General features: G+C 66.9%; 20 protein-coding genes and 2 tRNA genes. 17 read left to right on the top strand and 5 right to left on the bottom strand.

Annotated features, from left to right (window positions below):
• Positions 1 to 310 precede the first annotated feature (310 nt).
• Entirely contained in the window at positions 311 to 3,502 is a 3,192-nt protein-coding gene (locus tag ACIQG9_RS28575; protein WP_400408203.1) for an ATP-binding protein, read from the top strand.
• A gap of 921 nt (positions 3,503 to 4,423) precedes the next feature.
• Positions 4,424 to 4,606 (top strand): hypothetical protein, encoded by a 183-nt coding sequence (locus tag ACIQG9_RS28570; protein WP_357025703.1) that lies wholly within the window; start codon positions 4,424 to 4,426, stop codon positions 4,604 to 4,606.
• A gap of 10 nt (positions 4,607 to 4,616) precedes the next feature.
• Here the strand turns inward: ACIQG9_RS28570 and ACIQG9_RS28565 are convergent, their stop codons facing one another.
• Both ACIQG9_RS28565 and ACIQG9_RS28560 read right to left on the bottom strand, forming a co-directional pair.
• Entirely contained in the window at positions 4,617 to 5,279 is a 663-nt protein-coding gene (locus ACIQG9_RS28565) for a YdcF family protein (protein WP_400408201.1), read from the bottom strand.
• A gap of 12 nt (positions 5,280 to 5,291) precedes the next feature.
• A complete protein-coding gene (locus ACIQG9_RS28560) occupies positions 5,292 to 6,056 on the bottom strand; it encodes a GntR family transcriptional regulator (protein ID WP_400408200.1) in 765 nt (254 codons plus the stop codon).
• A gap of 526 nt (positions 6,057 to 6,582) precedes the next feature.
• Here ACIQG9_RS28560 and ACIQG9_RS28555 point away from each other — a divergent pair.
• The 3 genes from ACIQG9_RS28555 (at position 6,583) to ACIQG9_RS28545 (ending at position 8,152) form a co-directional block, all read left to right on the top strand.
• Positions 6,583 to 6,843, top strand: a complete 261-nt coding sequence (locus tag ACIQG9_RS28555) for a hypothetical protein (protein ID WP_400408199.1) — start codon at positions 6,583 to 6,585, stop codon at positions 6,841 to 6,843.
• Positions 6,836 to 7,078, top strand: coding sequence for a hypothetical protein (locus ACIQG9_RS28550; protein WP_400408198.1), 243 nt, complete (start codon positions 6,836 to 6,838; stop codon positions 7,076 to 7,078). Before ACIQG9_RS28555 ends, ACIQG9_RS28550 begins: the two co-directional genes overlap by 8 nt.
• 348 nt (positions 7,079 to 7,426) lie before the next feature.
• Positions 7,427 to 8,152, top strand: a complete 726-nt coding sequence (locus tag ACIQG9_RS28545; protein WP_400408197.1) for a GntR family transcriptional regulator — start codon at positions 7,427 to 7,429, stop codon at positions 8,150 to 8,152.
• On the opposite strand, the gene ACIQG9_RS28540 is transcribed toward ACIQG9_RS28545, so the two are convergent.
• A complete protein-coding gene (locus ACIQG9_RS28540; RefSeq protein ID WP_400408196.1) occupies positions 8,137 to 8,907 on the bottom strand; it encodes a helix-turn-helix domain-containing protein in 771 nt (256 codons plus the stop codon). The two genes, ACIQG9_RS28545 and ACIQG9_RS28540, sit on opposite strands and share 16 nt — an antisense overlap.
• Positions 8,908 to 9,090: 183 nt before the next feature.
• On the opposite strand from ACIQG9_RS28540, the gene ACIQG9_RS28535 reads away from it, so the two are divergent.
• The 6 genes from ACIQG9_RS28535 (at position 9,091) to ACIQG9_RS28510 (ending at position 15,346) form a co-directional block, all read left to right on the top strand.
• Positions 9,091 to 9,519, top strand: coding sequence for a hypothetical protein (locus ACIQG9_RS28535; RefSeq protein ID WP_400408195.1), 429 nt, complete (start codon positions 9,091 to 9,093; stop codon positions 9,517 to 9,519).
• 383 nt (positions 9,520 to 9,902) lie between these two features.
• A complete protein-coding gene (locus ACIQG9_RS28530; RefSeq protein ID WP_400408193.1) occupies positions 9,903 to 11,339 on the top strand; it encodes an FtsK/SpoIIIE domain-containing protein in 1,437 nt (478 codons plus the stop codon).
• Positions 11,336 to 11,962 carry a DUF2637 domain-containing protein gene (locus ACIQG9_RS28525; protein WP_400408192.1) on the top strand — a complete coding sequence of 209 codons (627 nt, stop codon included), beginning with the start codon at positions 11,336 to 11,338 and terminating at the stop codon, positions 11,960 to 11,962. The genes ACIQG9_RS28530 and ACIQG9_RS28525 overlap by 4 nt, the downstream gene beginning before the upstream one ends.
• Positions 11,959 to 13,773 (top strand): replication initiator, encoded by a 1,815-nt coding sequence (locus ACIQG9_RS28520; protein WP_400408191.1) that lies wholly within the window; start codon positions 11,959 to 11,961, stop codon positions 13,771 to 13,773. The genes ACIQG9_RS28525 and ACIQG9_RS28520 overlap by 4 nt, the downstream gene beginning before the upstream one ends.
• On the top strand, positions 13,770 to 13,988 hold the full coding sequence (locus ACIQG9_RS28515; protein WP_018831717.1) for a helix-turn-helix domain-containing protein: 219 nt from the start codon (positions 13,770 to 13,772) through the stop codon (positions 13,986 to 13,988). The genes ACIQG9_RS28520 and ACIQG9_RS28515 overlap by 4 nt, the downstream gene beginning before the upstream one ends.
• A complete protein-coding gene (locus ACIQG9_RS28510; protein ID WP_400408189.1) occupies positions 13,988 to 15,346 on the top strand; it encodes a tyrosine-type recombinase/integrase in 1,359 nt (452 codons plus the stop codon). Before ACIQG9_RS28515 ends, ACIQG9_RS28510 begins: the two co-directional genes overlap by 1 nt.
• 53 nt (positions 15,347 to 15,399) lie before the next feature.
• On the opposite strand, the gene ACIQG9_RS28505 is transcribed toward ACIQG9_RS28510, so the two are convergent.
• Positions 15,400 to 15,473: transfer RNA gene (locus tag ACIQG9_RS28505), tRNA-Gly, on the bottom strand.
• Positions 15,474 to 15,691: 218 nt separating this feature from the next.
• Between ACIQG9_RS28505 and ACIQG9_RS28500 the strand changes: the two genes are divergently transcribed.
• The 6 genes from ACIQG9_RS28500 (at position 15,692) to ACIQG9_RS28475 (ending at position 21,328) form a co-directional block, all read left to right on the top strand.
• Positions 15,692 to 15,765 (top strand) — tRNA-Pro (locus tag ACIQG9_RS28500).
• A gap of 146 nt (positions 15,766 to 15,911) precedes the next feature.
• Positions 15,912 to 17,264: a trigger factor gene (gene tig, locus ACIQG9_RS28495; RefSeq protein WP_400408187.1), complete on the top strand. Its 1,353-nt coding sequence runs from the start codon at positions 15,912 to 15,914 to the stop codon at positions 17,262 to 17,264.
• A 172-nt stretch (positions 17,265 to 17,436) separates the two neighbouring features.
• Positions 17,437 to 18,078: an ATP-dependent Clp protease proteolytic subunit gene (locus ACIQG9_RS28490; RefSeq protein WP_400408185.1), complete on the top strand. Its 642-nt coding sequence runs from the start codon at positions 17,437 to 17,439 to the stop codon at positions 18,076 to 18,078.
• Positions 18,079 to 18,088: 10 nt separating this feature from the next.
• Positions 18,089 to 18,751, top strand: coding sequence for an ATP-dependent Clp protease proteolytic subunit (locus tag ACIQG9_RS28485; RefSeq protein WP_400408183.1), 663 nt, complete (start codon positions 18,089 to 18,091; stop codon positions 18,749 to 18,751).
• A 211-nt stretch (positions 18,752 to 18,962) separates the two neighbouring features.
• The gene (clpX, locus tag ACIQG9_RS28480; protein WP_400408181.1) at positions 18,963 to 20,258 is read left to right on the top strand and encodes an ATP-dependent Clp protease ATP-binding subunit ClpX; all 1,296 of its coding nucleotides are present in this window, start codon (positions 18,963 to 18,965) and stop codon (positions 20,256 to 20,258) included.
• Between the two features lie 272 nt (positions 20,259 to 20,530).
• Positions 20,531 to 21,328, top strand: a complete 798-nt coding sequence (locus ACIQG9_RS28475; protein WP_400408180.1) for a carbon-nitrogen hydrolase family protein — start codon at positions 20,531 to 20,533, stop codon at positions 21,326 to 21,328.
• A 360-nt stretch (positions 21,329 to 21,688) separates the two neighbouring features.
• Here the strand turns inward: ACIQG9_RS28475 and ACIQG9_RS28470 are convergent, their stop codons facing one another.
• A complete protein-coding gene (locus tag ACIQG9_RS28470; protein WP_400408179.1) occupies positions 21,689 to 21,916 on the bottom strand; it encodes a hypothetical protein in 228 nt (75 codons plus the stop codon).
• Positions 21,917 to 22,489: the final 573 nt, after the last annotated feature.

The raw sequence follows: 22,489 nt of genomic DNA, 5'->3' as shown, positions 1-22,489 counted from the left end.
AGTGTCGCAAGGCCGACTATGCCGGACTTTGCTAGCTCGGGGGATATGGCCCATTTCCTGTAGCCCACGAAAAGAGCCACTCCGGCACCGGATAGCACGGTCGAAAGGCTCTGGTAGACGCCAAGAAGCTTGTAAACGTTCTCATTAAGTGAGTGCAGTTGCTGCAAGATGAACTTGTAGCGCTCCACATGCAGCTCAGAGACTGCGCTTGCGCCGTCTAGGTTAGACCGCTCGTAACTCACTGTAAGTGCCTTCCGTGCGTGGAGCCTTCGAGGGAACCAGGTATACGGGAGGGGCGGACCTTAATGTCGTGAATCTGACACATGGCAGCTATCTCGGCCGCGCATTACATCGCTACTCTGGCTGGATTGGGCTGCGGCATCTGACCCATGTCTTGAGGAGGCGCAAGGCGATGAGTTCCCCCCTGCTGACGACGGCTGAGCTCCGCGCACAGGAAGCCACAGCCTTGTCGGCTTTTAGTGGGATAAATCTCGTGAAGATTAGGTCGGAAGTCGCAGAAGCCTTATCTCATTTTGGTCGTCTCGGAATCTTCCATGAGTATACGAAGCATGACATCTCTCATGTCGATGGAATGCTGCGCCTGTACGACTGGCTTATTCCTGAAGAAACGCGAAAGAAGATGTCGTCGGCTGATTGGCTGTTGCTAACTCTGGCTACGTATTTCCACGATTTCGGTCTACTGGTGACCGGGGTCGAGTATGACCGGCGCAAGTCATCGGGTTTCGATGAGTACGTGGGCGACCTTCAGCGCGCTGGCAGCGCCCAGGATAGTGACTACAGGTCGCGTGTGGGAGAAATTGGGCGCGAGGAGGATAGAGAGAAGTTCCTGTATCAGGAGTTCGTTAGGGAGAACCATCCGAAGAGGATCCGCTCCTGGATCGTTGGAGAGCCGGATGCCTCACTAGGCTTTGATCCTGGTTTGGTCGACCAATTAAGAGAATGCATCGGTGGAGTCGGCCAGCCGTTTCTGAAAGATCTCGCGCTGGTTTGCGAGAGTCATCACCTAGCAGACCTTAATGACACTGGAAAGTACCGTGTGGATAGGCCTTACGGTCAAGACGAAGATGAGACAGCGAACGTGCAGTTTACGGCAATCATGCTGCGATCTGCAGATCTGCTACATATTCGTAGGGATCGAGCCCCTTCGGTGGCGATGCGCTTCATTAACCCTAGTAACCCTATTAGTCAGGTCGAATGGGCAAAGCAGAACGCCGTTGTAACCGTACGGTCGATGCCTGCTCGGAATAGCGATGGACAGGTTAACCGCCAAGCACCTCGCGACACTATTGAAGTCCACGCAGAGTTTACCGAAGAGGAAGGCTTCTTTGCGCTAACGTCCTACTTGCGGTATGCGGACGCTGAGATTAAACAGAACTATCGATGGGCTGAAGCGTCAAATATTAATGAGGATGCTCCGCATCGATTCCCGTGGAAAGCAATCAACGCGGACAGCGTGGTGGCTGATGGATTTATCACCGAGCCTTTCGAGTTTCAGATTGACCAGCATAAGGTTCTCAATCTTCTTACTGGGCATACTCTCTACAACAATAGTAACGTAGCCGTTCGAGAGATTGTGCAGAATGCCATCGACGCGGTTAGGCTGCGTCAATTCTTGAACGACGTTAGCTATAGTCCAGAGGTTGAAATTCACTGGAGTCCGGAACGTCGAGTCCTGGAAGTGGTAGATAACGGTACTGGGATGACGCAGGCCGAGGTCGAAGGTAACTTCTTGCGTGTGGGTTCATCTCGCTATCAGGACCCGCAGTTCAGGCGGCAGAATCCAAACTTTACCTCGATTAGCCGATTCGGTATCGGTGTTCTTTCCGCATTTATGGTTGCCGATGAAGTGCGGGTTATCACGTGTCATCCTCAGGAAGAGAAGGCAAGGGAGCTTACCCTCCGGTCGGTTCATGGGAAGTACCTCATCCGGCTAATGTCAAAAGACGATGAGCAAGTGCCTGCCCTGAGTAGAGCTCATGGGACGTCTGTAAGGATGCGCATCAGGCCGAGCGCAAAGCTGGGTGACGTGGAGAAGATCCTGCGCCACTGGATCATCGTGCCAAGGTGTGATGTGCGCCTGTATCTGAGTGATGACCCCTCCTGCATCCGGGTGGGTTTTGGCAGTGTTGAAGACGCGTTGAAGAGTTCCGTTGAGTCCTGGCAAGGCGGCACTGCTCAGGTTCGGACAGGGAAACTCGATTATGGGCAAATGGCGTACGTCACGCGTTGGAGCAAGATTTTCAAGCAATCATCAATCTTGCCCTATCAGTTTGGTTCCCGTTTTCGTTCTCGTCCGAGTGCTAGTCAAAATGATCGTCTTATTCCACCTGGAACCTGTGTCGAGGGGATTAGAGTCACCACCTCTCCTCCTGGCTACAGTGGGTCGAACTCCGTATGGGCCTTGGTGGATGTCACCAATAACGACGCAATTAGAACAAACGTAGCGCGCACGGGCATCGAGCCATCCGAGGCTTTTCGGACTTTGAGTGCTTCCGTGCAGTCGGCCCTAGTGGAGCACATCAACGAAGAGATCCGTAGCCTGCACCTCTCGCGAGGGTTTTCGGCCACCAGGGCTGCTGCTGAGGCTGACCATCTTACGCAGCCAATCCTGCAGGCAGTACAACGGGGAAGGTACCCTCGTACCCCTGACGGCATGGACAAGGTGACGGCGTATCTCATTGAATCAGATGAAGGACGTCATCTAGTTTCGCTTGCTGAGTTGGCGGAACTTCGTGAGATTGCCGCCTTGGAAGGGCCACTTACGTCACGTACAGAAACCTTCTTGGCGTCCCTCCCAACCCAGACAACACTTAGGTCGCTTCTTGGCTTTGCAGGCATGCCCGGGGAGATCGTGCCGGACGTCCCCTTGCTATGTAGTTGGTCTCCGTCGACGCTCTTTGGTAGGTGGCTGCTTGACCAATGGGAGATCAGCGAGATATCACCGAAGTTGAACGGTGAGATTCTTGAGGTCAGGTTTCGCCCGAGAGACGAACTTGTTCCACGATGGATCTGCTCGTCTTCCCCAACCTCTGCACCTGTTTCTGAGTTGACGGATCGGTTGCTCGAGCGATCAGAGCGGGCGTCGGGCGATAACATTTGGATTATGAATCGAGGCGTTCAGTGTGACATTGATGAGCGTTTCGAGAGTGTCGCCATAGGGTCCGAGCTATTCATGCTCGGGTCACACCCTCTCCGCTCTATCAAGGCGATATCACAGGATGTTAGTGATACGGACCGTCTTTGGCTTGGAGGACTCATTGCGGCAGTGGCTGCACACAAGTCCAAGTCCTACGGTCCCACGATTCAACATGCCGCGCGTTTGAAGTTCAACGCTAGTAGAGTCCATGAGGTGGCGGCGGAGCTAGATTCCTACGGCTTTTTCGATTTGGTCGACCGGGGGTCGGTGCTCGATGCCCTCGGTTCTATTTCGGGTTCTTTGTACGACTGTTGGCGTTCGTATCGAAGAGAGTACTATTTGTAGCAGCCTGTGCCGGTCGCCGAGGCGACTCATCATGGACCTACTAGTTGGCGTATGTGTGGATTCTATAGTTGAGAGATAGCTCCAGCTTGACCGCCTTTAGGTGTAGGGGTGTTGAGTTGCCGACTGTTCTCAAGATAAAGAGCTGCCCCGGCATTACGTGCTGCGATAACAGCCCTTATGCGTCGGGTAAGCCGGTCAGGTCTGAAAGCATGTAACTCACTGAGGTCTGAGTAACGCCAGTCGCCGTAGCACACACCGAGTAGGGTCGCGTCAGCGGCGACGAAAGGCGGCATCAACGTTTGCCAGTCCATGCTCGTGCACAGTACAAGGGACAGTCTCGCCAGCGCCGCTTGCTGCCATCCCGTCTGCCGTCGACCCACTCCTGTGGAGCGGGCCGCCGCCCGGCCCGCCACGTCAAGCGGACCTTGACACCCGTACGGACGCTGGCGGGTCGGGCAGAGGTCTGCTCGGCTCGCCCGGGTCGACGGCAGACGGGGTGACTCCCACCGCAACCACCCACGGACCGCGAGCCGCTGGCGGACCCCCGGCCATCCTAGAGCCGGAGCGCCCCCGTCGGAGGCGCAGTAACCGCAATCTCGCCACTGCCCGGCAGCCGCCGACGGACCCGGCGTCCGCTCCCCTACGCCGCGCGGTGCTCGCCGCGCGGCCCGGCCGGCTGTCGGCCTATCACCCTGCCGGGCAACGGCCTGTCGTCATCCGGCGACCCATCGGGATCCCGCCCTTCGCGCCAGCCCGCCGGGCGTGGCCGGAGTCGGAGCGACGGACGCGCGCACAGGCGGCGGCGCGTGCGGCCCGTCAAGGGCTGCCTTGAAGACGCACAGAAGTTCCACGCCGTCTCCCTTTACAGCCCATGGGGCGGGCCAACATGATCTGTCCGGCTTGGTGGTTAGGCTCTGTCTCATGAGGCAGGCAGATCCGGATTGGGCCTACGCGGATGGCACGGCGATCGAGCTGGTGCTAGGGGACTTCATCGAGGCGGTGCAGGCGGGGAACTCGGTACCGCTGGTGAAGGACGGTGAAGTCGTGGCGGTCGTGGTGTCGCCTGAGGTGGCGGAGGCTGGCCGGCGGGTGCTGGGCCAGTAGCTCGGCTCCTCTACACCAGTCGGCTCGTATACCCGGCCTCGACCAGGCGGCTGTAGGCGGCGCGGACGTCGTCGGGGACGTGCTGGGGGATCGCGAAGCCGAGTTCGGCGTACTTGTCGATGCGTTGGGTGTCACCGACGAGCATGTCCATGACCTTCTTGGTGTCGCCGATGCTGGTCACGTAGTCGTCGAGTGAGAGCGGGTGCGACGCGCAGATCACGTCGACCTCGGGCCAGAGCTTCTTGCAGGTGGCGTACGCGCGGCGCTGTTGGTACGGGCGGGACATCAGGATCACCGATCGGGCCTGAATTTGGTGGTCGGCGAGGAGCGCGCGGGTGTGCTCGATGTTCTGGCCGGTGTTCTTGGCCTCCGTGTCGATGAGGATCGCGTCGGCCGGCACGCCGTGGGCTATGGCGTACTCGCGGTAGTGGACGGCTTCACCTCGGGGGAAGGTGCCGATGGTGGTCGGGGCGTTGGCACCGGTGAAGACCAGCGTTGGATACATCCCTTGGTGGTAGAGGTCGGTGGCGATCTTGGCGACTCCGAGGTCGTGGCTGCCGAGTCCGATGCCCACGTCAACCGGCCGGATCTCGTGGTGCATGTGGTGGTAGCGCCACAGGCGTTCGGCGTCCGCCCGGTGTTCGGCGGGGATGGCCGGGGGGTTCGTGGGCATCATGTCGATCTCTCAGTCGGGGATCTTGAAGGTGTACGACCAGGTGAAGCGGGATGCGGCGTGGACCCCTCGGGCGAACTCGACCGGTCGGCCGTCGTGGGTGAACGTCGTGCGGTGCAGGACCATGACGGGCTCGCCGGCTGGGAGCTGGAGGAGTTGGGTTTCCTCGGGAGTGGGCATCCGTGCGCGTACGGTTTCGGTAATCGTGTCCGGTTCCAGTCCTCGGCCGGTGAGGATGGCGAAGCCTCCACCTCGTCCGGCTGGCCCGGGTGTCGGGTCGACCAGCGAGGTCCCTTCCACGTCTTCCGGCCGGTAGTAGCTGGTCAGGGTGTGGGTGGGCACGTCGGCTTCCTTGACCAGGCGGGCGCGTTCGTAGACGGGTGCTCCGGGCTTGAGCCCGAGCGCGTCGGCGGTTTCGGCGTCGGCCTTCGTCAGGCGTACCTCGTTGGTCTGGTCGCCTGGTGCCCAGGTGCGGCCGGTGGCCTCGCGGTCGGCGGCAAACGCGACGAGCCCTGACTTCCACTTGCTCTTGGCGTAGCGGTCGATGCCGAGCCGCTTCATCGCCACCCGTGGTCGGACGACGGTGCCGCGTCTGCGGACGGGCGTGACGAGTCCTTCGGCTTCGAGCATCCGCACTGCCTGCCGGACGGTGTTGATGTTGACGCCGTGCTCGGCGGCGATCTCGTCCTGCTTCGGCAGGGTGCTGCCTTCGGTGTAGTCGCCGCGTTGGATGGCTTCGCGCAGGAGCGTCGCCAGATCCCGGTACCCGATGCCCACTCGCTCCTCCTGGCCGTGCGCTGCGTAGAGCTATCTCTACCAGCAAGTGTGTCCTACTGGCGAACATTAGAGCTAGCTCTATTGACAATGCGGTCGACGATCGGGTCACATAGAAATAGTTCTAATGCTGGTTGGGTGGGAGATCATGATGCGCGGTGCGGTGGAAACTTCTAACTCGTCCGGATCATCCCTGATCCGTACTCCCGGCACCCCGCACCACGTCGCCCCCGGCGTCGTCAAGGTGGGCGGGGCGTGCTCGTCCTGCGGTGGTAGGGCGTGGAAGTTCGTCCGCCAGTGGGCGGACCTACGCGCCATCGGGCAGGGGGCTACCGCCGTGCGGCGGCTGGTACGTCGCCCATGCCTGGACTGTTCGGGTTCCGGTCGTGCGGCGTCGTGCTGAGGCTGGCCCGGGGTGGGTGCTGGTGTGGGGCCTCGACCCGAACGTCGTCCCGTGAATGGCCCGCCCATCCCGGTGCCTCGCGCACCGATGCCGCGTCGGCCGGGTGTTCCCATACCGGGTGATCTGGTGTTGATCGACCGTCGGGCGTCGGTGCAGTTCGGTGGTGACCGGGCGTTGTGGTTGCGGGTGACGTCGGTGGACGACCGACCGACGTATGACGGGTGGGTGTGGCTCACCGGTTACTCGATCAACCGGGCCACCGGTGAGGCGTTGGCGCGGCGTGAGGTCTTCGTGCAGATCGCCGGCCTTCAGATCCAGCCACGGAAGACAGCGAGCACGCCGCCGCGTAGGAACGCGGGGCCGGCCAGGAGGGGACGCGGTGTTTGACATTCGGGTACGGCTCGGCGCGGTGTTAGAGATCAGCGCGGCGGATCGCCTGATGCCCTCGGACGGGCCGGTCACGCTGTGGGTCACCGGGGTCCGACTGATCGCCCACCGCCCACCCCACGACGAGTGGATCTGGGTCGAGGGGATCAGGCTCGGCCGGACCGGTCGGCGGGGCCAACAGGCACAGATCCTGATCCGCGCAAGCATGCTCCTGCCGGAGAACCCGCCCCGATGAGCACCTACCTGTCCGGTGCGGCCCGTGTTCGGCTTCGGGAGGCTCAGGCGCAGCTCGACCGGCATACGCCGTCGAGCGGTGATGGTCGTTGCGGGGGCTGCGGCGAGGAGGGTCCGTGTCCGCCGCGTCGGGCGGCGTTGCGGTTGTTCGGCCAGTACGGGTGTCTGCCGCGCCGGTGGCCGGGTGCGTCTCGGCCGGAGACGGTGGGAGTGTCGTCGTCGTGGTCGGGGTGGTTGGCCGCTGCGGTGGAGGGTGTGACGCCGAACGGCTGAGGTGACTTGTTCTGTCATGCAAACAACTCATAAGCTGCTGTGATTCATGCAGTATTCATAGGTGGGGTGGCCCGCGATGGCGTACGAGATTCCGACGCCGAAGTACCTGCGCGTGTTGAACACGTTGCGGAAGCGCATCGAGGACGGCGACTACGTCCCCGGTGCGGCGCTGCCGTCGGAGAATCAGCTCTCCACGGAGTTCGGGGTGTCCCGTCCGACAGTGCTCAAGGCGCTCGGCATCCTCAAGCAGGATGGCTGGATCGAGTCGCAGCAGGGCAAGGGCAGCTTCGTGCGCGGTCGTCCCGTTTCCGGCCGTACCTCGCCGGACTACGCCCGGGATGCCGTCGAGCTGGACGAGACGGGGGAGACGGAGATCCTGCACGTCGGCCCGGTCCTGGCCTCACCGCGTATCGCGGCGGAGTTGCAGATCCCCGACGGCACACCGGTCTACGAGCGGCGTCGTCGGACCGTGTCGGAGGCGGGGCCGGTGGACCTGGTGTCCACCTTCGTGCCGGTGGACATCGCGGTGGGTACGGACATCACCAAGCCAGACCCGATCCCGGGCGGCCTGCTCGACCTCATCGCCCGACACAAGGGCCTCCGCGCCGACTACGCCACCGAACGCATGACCGCCCGCCGGGTCAACGAAGCCGAAGCGGCGGCCCTGGACGTACCGGCCGACGAATCGGTGCTGAGCGTCGTCATCACCGTCCACCAGGCGTCCGGCGACCCGATCATGGCATCTGTGCTGGTCATGCCGGGCAGCCGTCACGAGATCGAAGACACCTACGCGCTGTCTTGAGGGGCCTCCTGTGCAGCCAGCATGGATGCCGCCTCGTCGAGGATCTGTTGCGTCTGGTCAACGGTCAGCCGGCGGATGTCCCAGATCAACCGGGCGGCATCCGAAGCGGCCGCGTTGATCGAGGTTTGTCCGTGCGGTATGGCGATGCCGGTCAGGGCGGCGAGGTCGTCGGCGGGTACCGCCAGCAAGGTAGCGAAGCTGACCAGCAGGTCGGATGTCAGTTCCTTGCGGCCGTGGCCGATCATCCCGAGCGTGGATGCGGCCAGGTAGTGGGGAGTCAGTCGCGCTAGGCACTTGGCCGCGCCGATCCAGTCCAGGTTCCGATTGCGGAGCATGTGGAGGATCAGTCCGCCTGGTCCTGGTGGGTACTGCTCGCGCGGGGACAATGGCGGGACCGACTGAGTACGGGTTTCCTGGGGCAGTGCGCGTACCGCCTGGCGAAGCTGGTGCCGGTGCAACGCCGGTAGCCGAATCGTGTGCCCGACGAGTGTGGCGGCGAGTCTGCCGGCTGCCGCGTCCAGTGGGGCCAGCTCGTCCGGTACCGGAAGTGCGGCGATCACGAGCAGGTCTGCGGCGTGCAGGTCGACTGTCGACGCCAACTGCCGCAGCAGCACTGGGTTCGGCGTCGCACCGTTGAGAAACGCGCGGACCTCCTGTGCCCCGACGCCGGTTCTTCTGGCGAGGTCGAGCGGGCTCAGCTTCCGGTGCTCCAGCAGCCGGGTCATCGGTGTGGATAAGTCTGCCTCGCTGCTCACCCCGCCAGGCTAGAGCGCGTCTCGCCTCGGCGGTCATGCCCGTGCCGGCTGACAACAACTCTCCACATCGTGCGAACGGCTCACTTTCGCCTTGCTTGTGCTTACAAGCTGACGTAGCTTGTTAGATCAACCGGTTGTCAGGAAGACGACTGGTAAGGCTAGGAGGCTGTTCGCGTGGTTCCGATGACGTTGAAGGTGCCGGTCCCGTCCGAGTACGTGTTCCCCGCCGGTGCGCTGTGCCTCGGGGTGTCGCCGCAGCTCGATTTCGAGCGGCGGGGTGAGGCGGACAACCAGGCGCGGGACAAGGAGACCGGGGAGCGGGTCTGGGTGGTGCGGGTGATGGACCTGGACCCGGAGGCCGGGAAGTTCGGCCGGTCGACGGAGGCGAAGGTGAAGGTGGTGGCGGCGCAGCAGCCGGTGCCGCCGCCGTCGACGGTGCCGGGTTACCCGCCGGCCGTGGAGTTCGAGGGTCTGACCTTGACCCCGTACGTGGATTCGCAGCGGTGCAAGCCGGGTCGGTCGTCGGGTGACTGCCGGTCGCGGATGGCGTACTCGCTGCGGGCGACGGCGATCCGTCCGGCGTCGGCGGTGCCGGGTTCGGTGGCGGCCTGACCGCACCTGATTGTGCGCGCGGGGCGGGTCGTTTCCCCGCCAAGAGTCCCGACCCGTCCCGCGCTCTCCCATCCCTCATCTGGTGAAGGAGGGCGTGATGCCCACCGTAGTTCCCCCTGCCCTGATCCCCTCGCAGGGTCGCCGCCTGTGCGGGCGGTGGTCCTGATGTCCCGTACTCGTCTGGTCGGTCTACGACACGCCTACCGGGAGGCGGAGGCCGTCCTACGGTCGGCGTTGCGGTTACCGCCGGCCTCGGCGCGGGTTTGTGCGATCCGTTGCCCGTACTGCTGCCGGTGGGTGAAGCCGCGTCGGTTCGATCTGCGGCGGATGTCGTGCCGGTCGTGCATCGCGACGTTGGGTCGTCCGGGGCGGGGTGGTGACCTGTGCCTCTGATCAACATCATCCCGGCGGAGAAGATCCCGGTAGCGCCGATGAACGTGCGTCTGCCGGCGTGGCGGGTGCCGGGTTGGCTGCTGGTGTTCTGGTGGCTGGCCCGGGGCCTGTTCCGCCTCACCGTCCTCGCCGTCCGCTACTGGTGGCTGACTGCCCCGGCCGCGCTCGTCCTGTGGGTGCGGGCGGAGTTCGGCGGCCTCGTCCTGGCCGGCGTCGTCCTGGCGGTGGCCGCCGGTTGCGGGGCGTGGTGGCGGTGGCATCCGTCGTCGTGGCTGCGGTTCGGCTGGTACCCGATCGTCGCCCGGTTCCGGCTTCTGTTCGTCTACCGGCGGCGGTGGGCGTCGGTGATGGCGACGTGTGGGCTGGCGACCGCGTTCGCCGGGGACCGCTACGTCCCGCACCTGCTCAAGGTGCGGTGTGATCGGTTCGGCGATGAGCTGACGGTACGGATGCTGCCCGGTCAGATCCCGGACGACTGGGGGCAGGCCGCGGAACGCCTCGCCTACGCCTTCCGCCTGCGCACCGGGCAGGCGCGGTCGGCGGTGCGGGCGGATCGGGTGGTGCTGCGGTTCGTCCGCCGTGACCCCCTCGCCGGTGTCGTCGCCCCTCTGCCCGTGCCCGAGGTGCCCGTCCTGGACGGGCTCGCCCTCGGCGTCGACGAGGACGGCCACCCGTACCGGCTGCGTCTGACGGGGTCGCATGTGCTGATCGCGGGGGCGACCGGGTCGGGCAAGGGATCGGTGCTGTGGTCGCTGATCCGGTCCCTGGCCGGCGGTATCCGGTCGGGCCTTGTCGAGGTGTGGGCGTTCGACCCGAAGGGCGGCATGGAGTTGGCGGCGGGGGTGCCGCTGTTCGCCCGGTTCGCCTACGACGACCCCGACAGCATGGCCGGCGTCCTCGACGACGCGGTGAAGCGGATGCGGCTACGGGCGGCCCGACTACGCGGGGTCACCCGCCAACATGTGCCGACGGTGGAGGAACCGTTGCTCGTCCTGGTCGTCGACGAGCTGGCGGCGTTGACGGCGTACATCACGGACCGGAAGGTCCGCGACCGGATCAAGGAATCCCTCGGCCTCCTGCTCTCCCAGGGCCGGGCGGTCGGCGTGCACGTGGTCGCCGCACTCCAAGACCCGCGCAAGGACGTACTCCCGTTCCGCGACCTGTTCCCCACCCGCATCGGCCTACGCCTGACCGAACCCGAGCAGGTGGACATGGTCCTCGGCGATGCCGCCCGCGACCGGGGCGCCCTCTGCGACCGCATACCAGAGTCCTCGCCGGGGGTGGGGTTCGTCGTCCTCGACGGAGTCCGCGAACCCGTCCGGGTCCGCTTCGCCTACCTCACCGACGACGACATCCGCCATCTCGGCCGCACCTACCGACGGCTTGACGCCACCAGCGACAGCGACGAGCAGGAGGTGACCCCGTGAAGGCTGACACCGAGCGGGTGGAGGGCGTGGTCCTGGTCCTCATCGTCCTCACCGTCGGCGGCCTGGCCGGGGCCGCGTCGTTCACCCACGTCCACGACTGGACCATGGCCAACTCGCCGGCCGGTACCGGGGACTGGTTCGGCTGGGCCAACGCCGCCATCTCCGAACTGCTCCCCCTGGCGGCGCTGCTGACCATCCGCCGTCGCCGCCGCACCGGCGGCCCGGTCGGCTACCCGCTGTTCCTGCTCGTCTGCGCCGTCGCGCTGTCCCTGGCGGCGCAACTGGCCGTAGCTCATCCGAGCCTGTCCGGGTGGCTGCTGTCCGCCGTCCCCGCCCTGGCGTTCCTGGGGCTGTCTAAGCTCGTCTTCTCCACCACCCCCACCCCTGCCGCCTCGGTGCCGGCGGCCGGCGACATGGCGGCCGATAGCTCCGACTGGGGCGTGTGGTCGCCCGACGACGACCAGACCGACGAGCGGCCGTCCCTGCGCCTGGTCGACGTCGACCAGGCGGCGACCGTCGAACCAGCCCGACCGATGGCAGTGCAGCGACCGGGGCTCGTGCCGGTGCCAGCGGCGGCGTTCGCACCCCGCAACGGTGCCAACGGCGCGGAGCGTGACCGGTGAACCAACAGGAACTCTTCCCCACCACGACCCCGACCAAGGTCGAGCAGCCTCGGCCGGGGTCGCGGGCGGACCGGATGCGCAAACCCCTCGCCAAAGACGCGCTCAAGCAACTCGCCGAACAACACGGCGTCTGCGTCCGCCCCCTGGCGCTGCGCCGCACCGACACCACCACCGGCCTCACCGAAGTGGTGGAGGTGCCGTGCGGGGCGACCCTGGCAGCGAAGTGCAAGCCGTGCGCGGAACGGGGCCGGCGGCTGCGCATCCAACAGATCCGCGAGGGCTGGCACCTCGCCGACGAACCCACCATCCGCCCCGACAAGCCGGGTGAGGACGTGCTCGCCCTGGTCCGGGTAAGGGCGCATCTGGAGTTCGAGCGCGAAGCCATCCAGTACCAACCCCTCACCCCCGACGAGCGGGCCACACACCTGGCCGAGCTCGACGCCGCCATCGCCGAACTGGACGAAGCCCTCGGCGAAACCAGCCTGCGCGGACACCTCACCCCGAAAGACCGCGACGAACGACCCCGCCGCAAAAGGTCGACCCGGCGGCGGCAGGACTCCCCGGACCTGCCCCGGCTGCCCGTCGACCCGCGCACCGTCGGCCGGGCCTACTCCGGCAAAGCCGGGAAGACCTACCGGCCGTCGATGCTCATCACGCTCACCCTGGGCTCGCACGGACCCGTGCACTCCCACCTACGACGCGGGGCCTACGTCGCGCCCTGCGAGTGCGGGCAACGACACGGCCCGCACGACGACGTCCTCAGCACCCCTGTCGATCCGACCACCTACGACTACCGGCGGGCGGCCCTGGACTCGATCCACTTCGCCCGAATCCTCGACCGGTGGTGGCAGAACGTCCGCCGCGCCGCCGGCTGGAACGTCCAGTACGCGGGCGCGGTGGAGCTGCAACGTCGACTCGCCCCACACGCGCACTTCGCCATCCGGGGCACCCTCCCGCGCCGGCTGCTCAAGCAGATCGCCGCAGCTACATACCACCAAGTGTGGTGGCCGTCCTTCGATGAGCTGGTGTACCGCGTCGACAAGCCACCGGTGTGGGACGTCGACCAACAGGCGTACGTCGACCCCAAGACCCACCAGCCGCTACCCACCTGGGGCGAAGCGCTCGACGCCCTGGAGGAACCCGACAGCCGACCCGCCTACGTCGCCCGCCTCGGCCGGATCGACGCCCGGGGTATCGAGCAGGGCACCCGCGACGCCGAACGATCGATCCGCTACGTGACGAAGTACGTCACCAAAGACCTGACCGACCAGGCCAAGCCACGATCCGACCCGCAGAAGGCACACTTCGACCGCCTGCACGCGGAACTGTCCGTGCTGCCGTGCTCCCCAACCTGCGCCAACTGGCTGCTGTATGGCGTCCAGCCCGACGGCGTCAAGGCCGGCTTGACCCCGGGCCGGTGCACCGGGAAGGTCCACCAACGCTCCACCCTCGGCTTCACCGGCCGCCGCGTGCTCGTCTCCCGCCAATGGTCCGGCAAGACCCTCGCCGACCACCGGGCCGACAACCGGGCCTGGGTACGAGCGATCCTCGCCGGCGGCATGGCCGACACCGAGGAACACGACCAGGCCGCCGACGACCCCGACGGGTCGAAGCGATACCGGTTCGAACTCGCCCGACCCGAAGACCCCGACGTCCCACCGCTGGAACACCGACTCCTGCGCGCGATATCGGCACGCATCCGATGGCGCGCAGACCTCGACACCGCCCGGATACGAACAGCGACCACCGCAGCGACGACCGATCCACCCGCCGCGCTCGCGGCCTCAAGCCTGGGAGGAGCAACCGCATGAACGACGAGCTGTTGACCGCTGACGAGGTCGCCGCTCGGCTCAAGGCAACCCCGCGATTCGTCCGCCGGCTGGTCGCCGAACGACGGATCGCCTTCGTCAAGGTCGGCCGCCTGGTGCGCTTCGAGGCGTCGGCCGTCGCCGCCTACATCGACAGCAACCGGGTCGTACCGATGACTCGGGCGCACCTGCGTGACTACCTGGGGGAGGTGGCCTGATGGCGGCCAGCAAGGGCCGGCGGCGTTTCGGCAACGTGCGTCGCCTCCCGTCGGGGCGGTACCAGGCGCGGTACGTCGGGCCGGACGGATTGGAGCGGAAGGCACCGCGCACCTTCGAGAGTGAGCGCCAGGCGGCCAAGTGGTTGACCGTGGTGGAGTCGGAGATCATCAAGGGGGAGTGGACGGCACCGGAGGCGGGAGAGATCAAGCTCGACGGGTACGGCCGGAAGTGGATCGCCGAGCGGAAGCTCCAACCGCGCACCCGGGAGAACTACGAGGATCTGTTCCGGCTGCACATCGGCCCCCACCTCGGCGCGCTGGCCCTGGGCGCGATGAAGCCGCAGACCATCCGCACCTGGCGGCGTACCCTGCTCGACGGCGGTACGACGGAGCCGCAGGCGGTCAAGGCGTACTCACTGCTGCGGGCGATCCTCAATACCGCCGTGAAGGAAGACGAGCTGATTCGGCAGAACCCGTGCCGCATCCCGGGCTATGACCGCTATCACACGCCGGAGCGCCCGGTGGCGACCGTTGCCCAGGTGCTCGCGCTCGCCGGGCGAATGCCACCCCGGTTCGCCGCGCTGGTGATCGTCGCTGCGTTCTCCGGTCTGCGCTGGGGCGAGCTGGCGGCGCTGCGGCGCTCGGACGTCGACCTCACGGCCGGCACGGTCCGCGTCCCGCGCAAGCTGGCCGCACTGCGCAACGGGATGGAGTTCGGTCCGCCGAAGTCGGCGGCGGGTAACCGTACGGTGACCCTTCCGGCGGCGGCCCGGACAGTGCTCGCGGACCACCTGGCCGCATACGTAGGGGAGGGGCCGGAGGCGTTGGTCTTCACCGGGGACAAGGGGGCGGTGCTGCGTTCCGGCAACTTCCGCCGGGCGGTCGGCTGGGCGTCGGCGCTGCGGGCGGCGGGCATGCCGGCCGGGTTCCACTTCCACGACCTGCGGCACACCGGCAACAACCTGGCGGCGGCGACCGGGGCCAGCACCCGGGACCTGATGCACCGGATGGGGCACGCGAGCATGCGGGCCGCGCTGGTCTACCAGCACGCGAACAGCGAGCGCGACCGGGAGATCGCCGACGGCATTGACCGCCGGATCACCAAACAGGCGAAGCGGGCAGCGGCCCCGGCCAGGTCGAGCAAGGGCAAGGGCGAGACGTCCAGGGTCAAGGCGAGTCAGGCCCCGGCGAAGGCGTCCAAGGGCAAGGCGACGAAGCGGAACGTGGCCGACGAGAAGCCAGCGGCACGCACGACGGCCAAGGGCACCAAGGCGGCCCGTCCGGCACGCGGACCCGCCTCGGACGGCACGGTCGACGCTATTGGCACGCCAATGGCACGCAAGATCAAAGAGAGCTAGAACGAGAACGTCCCAGGCCCGGCGATCATGCCGTTGATCTGGGCCGGAAGCTTTGGAGCGGGCGACGAGAATCGAACTCGCACCGTCAGTTTGGAAGACTGAAGCTCTGCCATTGAGCTACGCCCGCGCTCGCACCCCGGACACCCGGGACGCGCCGACAGCCTACCCGGTCACCCCACCGCCCGCGCAGCGGCATTCCGGGCACCCCTCCTTCCTGATCGTCACCACGTCGGCGATGCGGCGCTATCCCGCCGCCCGGATAGCGCCATATCGGGGAAAAGCCGCCAGGCCCACCCGCCCCCGGCACCTCGCAGCGGGCGCGACGGCATACACTTCTCGTCGCCACGGGGTGTGGCGCAGCTTGGTAGCGCACTCGCTTTGGGAGCGAGGGGCCGTGGGTTCAAATCCCGCCACCCCGACTGCGTGTGCTGCCGGGTCGTCCCGGGGGCGACGCCGATTTCCGCGCGGTACGCCGGGCGCTGCCGGAGCAGCGTCCCGGCTCGCCTACACTCGATGCGCGCAATCACGACCAGAGTCAACCTGAGATCCGTCAAGGAGTACGCCTGTGAAGAGCACCGTCGAGACTCTGAGCCCGACGCGCGTGCGGCTCGCCATCGAGGTGCCGTTCGTCGAGCTCGAGCCGAGCCTCAAGAAGGCGTACCGGGAGATCGGTTCGCAGGTGCAGGTTCCCGGCTTCCGCCGGGGCAAGGTGCCGACCGCCGTGATCGACCAGCGGGTGGGCCGGGGCACCGTCCTCAACGAGGCGGTGCAGGAGGCCATCCCGCAGAACATCCTCGCCGCGGTCCGCGAGCACGACCTGAAGACCCTCGGCCGTCCGGAGGTCGAGATCACCGAGTTCAACGACGGTGACTCGCTCAACTTCACCGCCGAGGTCGACGTCCGTCCGGAGATCGCCCTGCCCGACCCGGCCACCGTCGAGGTGACCGTGGACGAGCTCCAGATCGACGACAGCGAGATCGACGAGCAGGTCAAGAACCTGCGGGAGCGGTTCGCCACGCTGAAGACCGTCGAGCGGGCCGCCGCCGAGGGTGACTACGTGCAGATCGACCTGAACGCCACCGTCGACGGCGAGGACGTGCCGGGCGGTTCGGCGAGCAACATCTCGCACGAGGTGGGCAGCAAGCAGCTCCTGCCGGGGCTGGACGAGGCCGTGGTGGGTCTCGCCGCCGGTGACAGCACCACCTTCACCACCCAGCTCGTGGGCGGCGACTACGCCGGCCGCGACGCCGAGGTGGCGGTGACCGTGCGTACGGTCAAGGAGAAGGAGCTGCCGGAGCTGGACGACGACTTCGCCCAGATGGCCAGCGAGTTCGACAGCATCGAGGAGCTGCGCAACGACCTGCGCGAGCGGGTCACCCAGGGCAAGCGGGTCGAGCAGATCTACGCCGCCCGGGACAAGGCCCTGGAGCAGTTGGTCGCCGCCGCCGAGGTGCCGGCGCCGGAGGGTGTCGTCCGCGAGGAGGTCGAGAGCCGCAAGCAGGCGATGGTCGACCAGTTGGAGCGGATCGGCGCTTCGATGGAGGAGTACCTCGCCGCCGAGGAGAAGACCGAGGAGCAGATCGACGCCGAGCTGAACGAGGCGGCGACCGAGGGCGTCAAGATCCAGTTGCTGCTGGACACCCTGGCCGACGCCGAGGACACCCAGGTCTCCGACGACGAGTTCGGTCACGAGATCGTCCACCGGGCGCAGCGCGCCGGGATGGCCCCGCAGCAGTACTACGACCAGCTCGTGCGCTCCGGCGCGGCCGCCGCCGTCTTCGGCGACGTGCGGCGGGGCAAGGCGCTCGCCTCCGTGATGGAGAAGATCAAGATCAAGGACACCGCCGGCAACGAGGTCACCCTCGACGCGCTGCGGGCCGAGGGCGAGCAGGCGCACGACCACGACCACGAGCACTGATCCGACCCGGTAGGCCGCCGTCCGCCCGTTGCGGTGGACGGCGGCCGAAACCCTTTTCCGGGTACGTCCCGACGACGGCTGCGCTGAGAGCGAACAGTGTCGTGACCGGGAGTCGATCACCCGGTCGAGCGGTTAATGTCGGGTACGACGGTACGGAGAGCGAAGGGCTGCCATGACCGACATGCACATCCCAGCGAAGCCGCTCCGGGCGATCGAAGCCCGAGGTGGCGACACCATTGGCAACCTCGACGACTCGGTCTACAACCGGTTGCTCAAGGAGCGCATCATCTTCCTGGGCAGCGAGGTGACCGACCAGGTCGCCAACCGCATCTGCGCGCAGTTGCTGCTGCTCGCCGCGGAGGACCCGGACCGCGACATCAACCTCTGGATCAACTCGCCGGGTGGCTCGGTCTACTCCGGCATGGCGATCTACGACACCATGCAGTTCATCGACAACGACGTGTCGACCGTGGCGATGGGCATGGCGGCCTCGATGGGTCAGCTCCTGCTCTGCGCGGGCACCAAGGGCAAGCGGTACGCCCTGCCGCACGCGCGGATCATGATGCACCAGCCGTCCGGCGGCCTCGGTGGCACCGCGTCGGACATCGCGATCCAGGCCGAGCAGATGCTCTACACCAAGCGGATGTTCCAGGAGCGGGTCGCCCACCACACCGGCCAGAGCCAGGCGCAGATCGAGGCCGACTCCGACCGGGACCGCTGGTTCACCGCCCAGGAGGCCCTGGACTACGGCTTCATCGACAAGGTGATCATCGGGGCCGCCCAGGTTCCGGATGGCGCCGGGACCCTGAGCTGAGGAGCTGACGATGACCGACCTGAGCCTGCCGCCCCAGTTCGCGGCCGTGCACAACCGCTACGTCCTGCCGTCGTTCGTCGAGCGCACGTCGTACGGGGTCAAGGAGTCCAACCCCTACAACAAGCTCTTCGAGGACCGGATCATCTTCCTCGGCGTCCAGGTGGACGACGCCTCCGCCAACGACGTGATGGCGCAGTTGCTGACGCTTGAGGGCACCGACCCGGACCGCGACATCATCATGTACATCAACTCGCCCGGTGGCTCGTTCACCGCCATGACGGCGATCTACGACACCATGCAGTACGTCCGTCCGGACATCTCCACCGTCTGCCTGGGCCAGGCGGCCAGCGCGGCGGCGGTGCTGCTGTCGGCGGGTACGCCGGGCAAGCGGATGGCGCTGCCCAACTCGCGGATCATCATCCACCAGCCGGCCACCGAGGGCGGCTACGGGCAGGGCTCGGACATCGAGATCCAGGCCCGGGAGATCCTGCGGATGCGGACCCAGCTGGAGGACATGCTCTCCCGGCACTGCAACCGGCCGATCGATCAGGTCCGCAAGGACATCGACCGCGACAAGATCATGACGGCCGAGGAGTCCAAGGAGTACGGGCTGGTCGACACGATCCTGACCAGCCGCAAGAAGGGCCTGCTGGCCGCCAACGCGGCTCGCTGAGCACGGTCGGGTCGGAGGTCGGTCGGGCGCTGCGTTCCCGGCCGGCCTCTGACACACCCGTTTTGGGGGTCGGAGAAACCACCGCCAGCGGGTAACGTCGGGTCCGTACCGCGCGCCGGGTCGGACCGGCGGAACGGATTCACCACGGACGGGCGCCCGGCGCCCGCAGGTCAGGGCCGGTCTCCGGTCGACGAGTGCAGGGAGAACGTAGGTGGCACGGATCGGTGACGGCGGCGACCTACTGAAGTGCTCGTTCTGCGGCAAGTCGCAGAAGCAGGTCAAGAAGCTCATCGCGGGCCCAGGGGTCTACATCTGCGACGAGTGCATCGATCTCTGTAACGAGATCATCGAAGAGGAGTTGGCCGAGTCCGGCGAGGTGAAGTGGGAAGAGCTTCCCAAGCCGATGGAGATCTGCCAGTTCCTCGACACCTACGTCGTGGGCCAGGACCAGGCCAAGAAGGCGCTCGCGGTCGCGGTCTACAACCACTACAAGCGGATCCAGGCCGAGGCGGCCGGCGCGCCGGGCTCCGGCAGCGACGCGGTCGAGCTGGCCAAGTCCAACATCCTGCTGCTCGGTCCGACCGGGTGCGGCAAGACCCACCTCGCGCAGACCCTGGCGCGGATGCTGAACGTCCCCTTCGCGATCGCCGACGCCACCGCGCTGACCGAGGCGGGCTACGTCGGTGAGGACGTGGAGAACATCCTCCTCAAGCTCATCCAGGCCGCCGACTACGACATCAAACGCGCCGAGACCGGCATCATCTACATCGACGAGGTCGACAAGATCGCCCGCAAGTCGGAGAATCCCTCGATCACCCGGGACGTCTCCGGCGAGGGTGTGCAGCAGGCGCTGCTGAAGATGCTGGAGGGCACGGTCGCCAACGTGCCGCCGCAGGGTGGCCGGAAGCACCCGCACCAGGAGTTCATCCAGATCGACACCACCAACGTGCTGTTCATCTGCGGTGGTGCCTTCGCCGGGCTCGACCAGATCATCGAGTCGCGTACCGGCAAGGGCGGCACCGGCTTCGGCGCCCGGCTCCGGTCGATCTCCGAGCGGTCCACCGACGACATCTTCAGCCAGGTGATGCCGGAGGACATGCTCAAGTTCGGGCTGATCCCCGAGTTCGTCGGCCGTCTCCCGGTGATCACCAACGTGCGCAGCCTGGACCGCAGCGCCCTGGTGCGCATCCTCACCGAGCCGCGCAACGCCCTGGTCCGGCAGTACCAGCGCCTCTTCGAGCTGGACGGGGTCGAGCTGGAGTTCGACCAGCCGGCGCTGGAGGCGATCGCCGACCAGGCCATGCTGCGGGGCACCGGCGCCCGTGGGCTGCGGGCGATCATCGAGGAGGTGCTGCTCTCCGCGATGTACGAGGTGCCGAGCAACCCGGACGCCGCCCGGGTGCTGATCACCCGCGAGGTGGTCCTGGAGAACGTCAACCCGACCATCGTGCCCCGCGAGTTCACCGGCCGACGGGCCCGCCGTGACCGCGAGGAGAAGTCGGCCTGACCGGCCTCCCGTACCGCATCCCGGAGCACGGCCGCCGCAAGGGGCCGTGCTCCGGCGCGTAACGCCTTCCCACGCCCGGATCCGATGCTGGCCGACGCCGCCCGGCAGCACCGCAACCACAGGCCGCCGGCAGCACCGCAACCACAGGCCGCCGGCAGCACCGCAACGGCGGGCCAGCAACCGCGGGCCAGCAACGGCGAGCCGCCAGCAGCACAGCACGGCGAACCGCTGACCCTGGTCCCGGACGGCCGTCCGCCCGTACCCTGATCTCCATGCGCGTCGCCGTCTGCCAGCTCAACGCCCGCGACGACCGGGCGGCCAACCTGGCCGCCGCGGAGGCCCTGCTGGTCAGGGCTGCGGCGGCGGGTGCCGACCTGGCGGTCCTCCCCGAGTACGTCGACTACCTCGGCCGGGCCGCCGGCATGCCGCCGGCGGAGGGGGTGGACGGCACCGTCGGCACGTTCTTCGCCGGGGTGGCCCGCCGGCTGGGCATCTGGCTCGTCGCCGGTTCCTTCCACGAGGCCGGCCCGGATCCGACCCACACCTGGAACACCTCGCTGGTCTTCGACCGGTCCGGCACGCTCGCCGCCAGCTATCGGAAGATCCACCTGTACGACGTGGAGATCCCCGGCCGGGTCTCCTATCTGGAGTCCGCGACGGTGGCCCCCGGGGAGGAGCCGGTGGTGGTCGACGTGGAGGGCCTGCGGGTCGGCCTCTCCATCTGTTACGACCTGCGCTTCCCGGAGCTCTACCGCCGGCTCGCCACCGACGGGGGAGCGCAGCTACTGGTCGTCCCGGCCGCGTTCATGATGCACACCGGCCGGGACCACTGGGAGGTGCTGCTCCGCGCTCGGGCGATCGAGAACCAGTGCTTCGTGGCCGCCGCGGGCCAGACCGGTGACCACGACCCGGGCCGGACCTGTTTCGGACGCAGCATGGTGGTCGACCCGTGGGGGACGGTGCTGGGCCAGGTGCCGGACGGCCCCGGCCTGACCGTCGTGGACCTCGATCTGGACCGGTTGCGGACCATCCGCGCCGAGGTGCCGAGCCTGGCGAACCGCCGGCTCTGACTGCTTGTTCTGTCCTGCCTTCCGCAGGTCGCCGGCGAGGTACGCGGGCTGGCCCGCGCGCTCCACCGTGACCCGTCCGGTCCCGGTCCCGCCCCGCGATCAGCAGCAACGGTGCGTCCAGTTGGCCTGACCGCACCGCACCGGCACCGCCGGCCGCACCGCGTCCCCGCCCCAGCCCGTGCCGGCCGCGCCGCTGGGACTGCCGCCTGCGCCGCCGGGACGGCCGGCCGGCGCTGGCCGCGCCGCTGGGACTGCCGCCCGTGCCGCCTGCGCCGCCGGGATCGCCGCCTGCGCCGCTGGGATCGCCGTCCGTCCGCAGCCGGACGAGCGGGATCGATGTGCCACGCCCTCGGCGGCCGGTCAGCCCTGGAGCAGCACGCCGACGACGGCGAGGCCGACGATCGCGGCGGCGGTCACCAGCAGAGCGGTGGTCATCCGGGACCGTCCGCGCCGGGCCAGCCGACCGACCGAGAGTACGACGACGACGAGGACGACCGCCGCGATCACCAGTTGCCAGAACGGCAGCAGGAGTCCGAGCAGCGCGTCTTCGGCGAGGGTGACCGCGGGGGACCGGAACGCCTCATCCATGGCTGCCACTCTGGCACGCCGGAGCCCGTCGGCGGCGTTCTCGGTACGCCGCACCGGTGGAAGACACGTCCGGGCAGGCAGTGACGATCATTGATTTGCCTTCCTGGGGACGTCCGCGTAACTTTCTCTCTGCACGGGGGAGGCCGGACGAACCGGCCGAGAACGGGCACCAGGATCGTGGCGGGGACGCCGAGCGATGCTGAGGATCGGGCGGTGCGAGGCACTCCGGAAGACGGGGTTGCAATCGCGGAACTGACCGGGTAGTGTTCGAAAGCCGGCAGGGAGCCGGGCGGATGGCCGCGAAGCGGCGATCGGCCGGTCTGCCGCTTCCCACGATAGAAACGACCGTCGGTAACGGCGTGCGTCAGCGTGGATCGGATTGGATCACGTCGAAGAACTCGGAACGCGAGTTTGACTGCGAGAAACACTCCGAGTAAGTTAGGGAGGTTGCCCCGGACCGGAAGCCGCGAATGCGGAGTTTCGATCGGTGTGTGGTTGTTCTTTGAGAACTCAACAGGGTGCTTGATAAGCCAGTGCCAATTTGTTTATACCCCGTGCTGGTCAGGCTTCGGT

The sequence above is a fragment of the Micromonospora sp. NPDC092111 genome (genome assembly GCF_044755745.1).
Lineage (GTDB): Bacteria > Actinomycetota > Actinomycetes > Mycobacteriales > Micromonosporaceae > Micromonospora.
This window is presented reverse-complemented; position numbering and strand designations above follow the sequence as displayed.

Excerpts from the sequence above, each read along its gene's own strand:
- ACIQG9_RS28535 (WP_400408195.1), top strand. The coding sequence starts at position 9,091 with ATGACGTTGAAGGTGCCGGTCCCGTCCGAGTACGTGTTCCCCGCCGGT.
- ACIQG9_RS28490 (WP_400408185.1), top strand. The coding sequence starts at position 17,437 with ATGACCGACATGCACATCCCAGCGAAGCCGCTCCGGGCGATCGAAGCC.
- ACIQG9_RS28510 (WP_400408189.1), top strand. The coding sequence starts at position 13,988 with ATGGCGGCCAGCAAGGGCCGGCGGCGTTTCGGCAACGTGCGTCGCCTC.
- ACIQG9_RS28470 (WP_400408179.1), bottom strand. The coding sequence starts at position 21,916 with ATGGATGAGGCGTTCCGGTCCCCCGCGGTCACCCTCGCCGAAGACGCG.
- ACIQG9_RS28570 (WP_357025703.1), top strand. The coding sequence starts at position 4,424 with ATGAGGCAGGCAGATCCGGATTGGGCCTACGCGGATGGCACGGCGATC.
- ACIQG9_RS28475 (WP_400408180.1), top strand. The coding sequence starts at position 20,531 with ATGCGCGTCGCCGTCTGCCAGCTCAACGCCCGCGACGACCGGGCGGCC.
- ACIQG9_RS28485 (WP_400408183.1), top strand. The coding sequence starts at position 18,089 with ATGACCGACCTGAGCCTGCCGCCCCAGTTCGCGGCCGTGCACAACCGC.
- ACIQG9_RS28515 (WP_018831717.1), top strand. The coding sequence starts at position 13,770 with ATGAACGACGAGCTGTTGACCGCTGACGAGGTCGCCGCTCGGCTCAAG.
- ACIQG9_RS28545 (WP_400408197.1), top strand. The coding sequence starts at position 7,427 with ATGGCGTACGAGATTCCGACGCCGAAGTACCTGCGCGTGTTGAACACG.
- ACIQG9_RS28565 (WP_400408201.1), bottom strand. The coding sequence starts at position 5,279 with ATGCCCACGAACCCCCCGGCCATCCCCGCCGAACACCGGGCGGACGCC.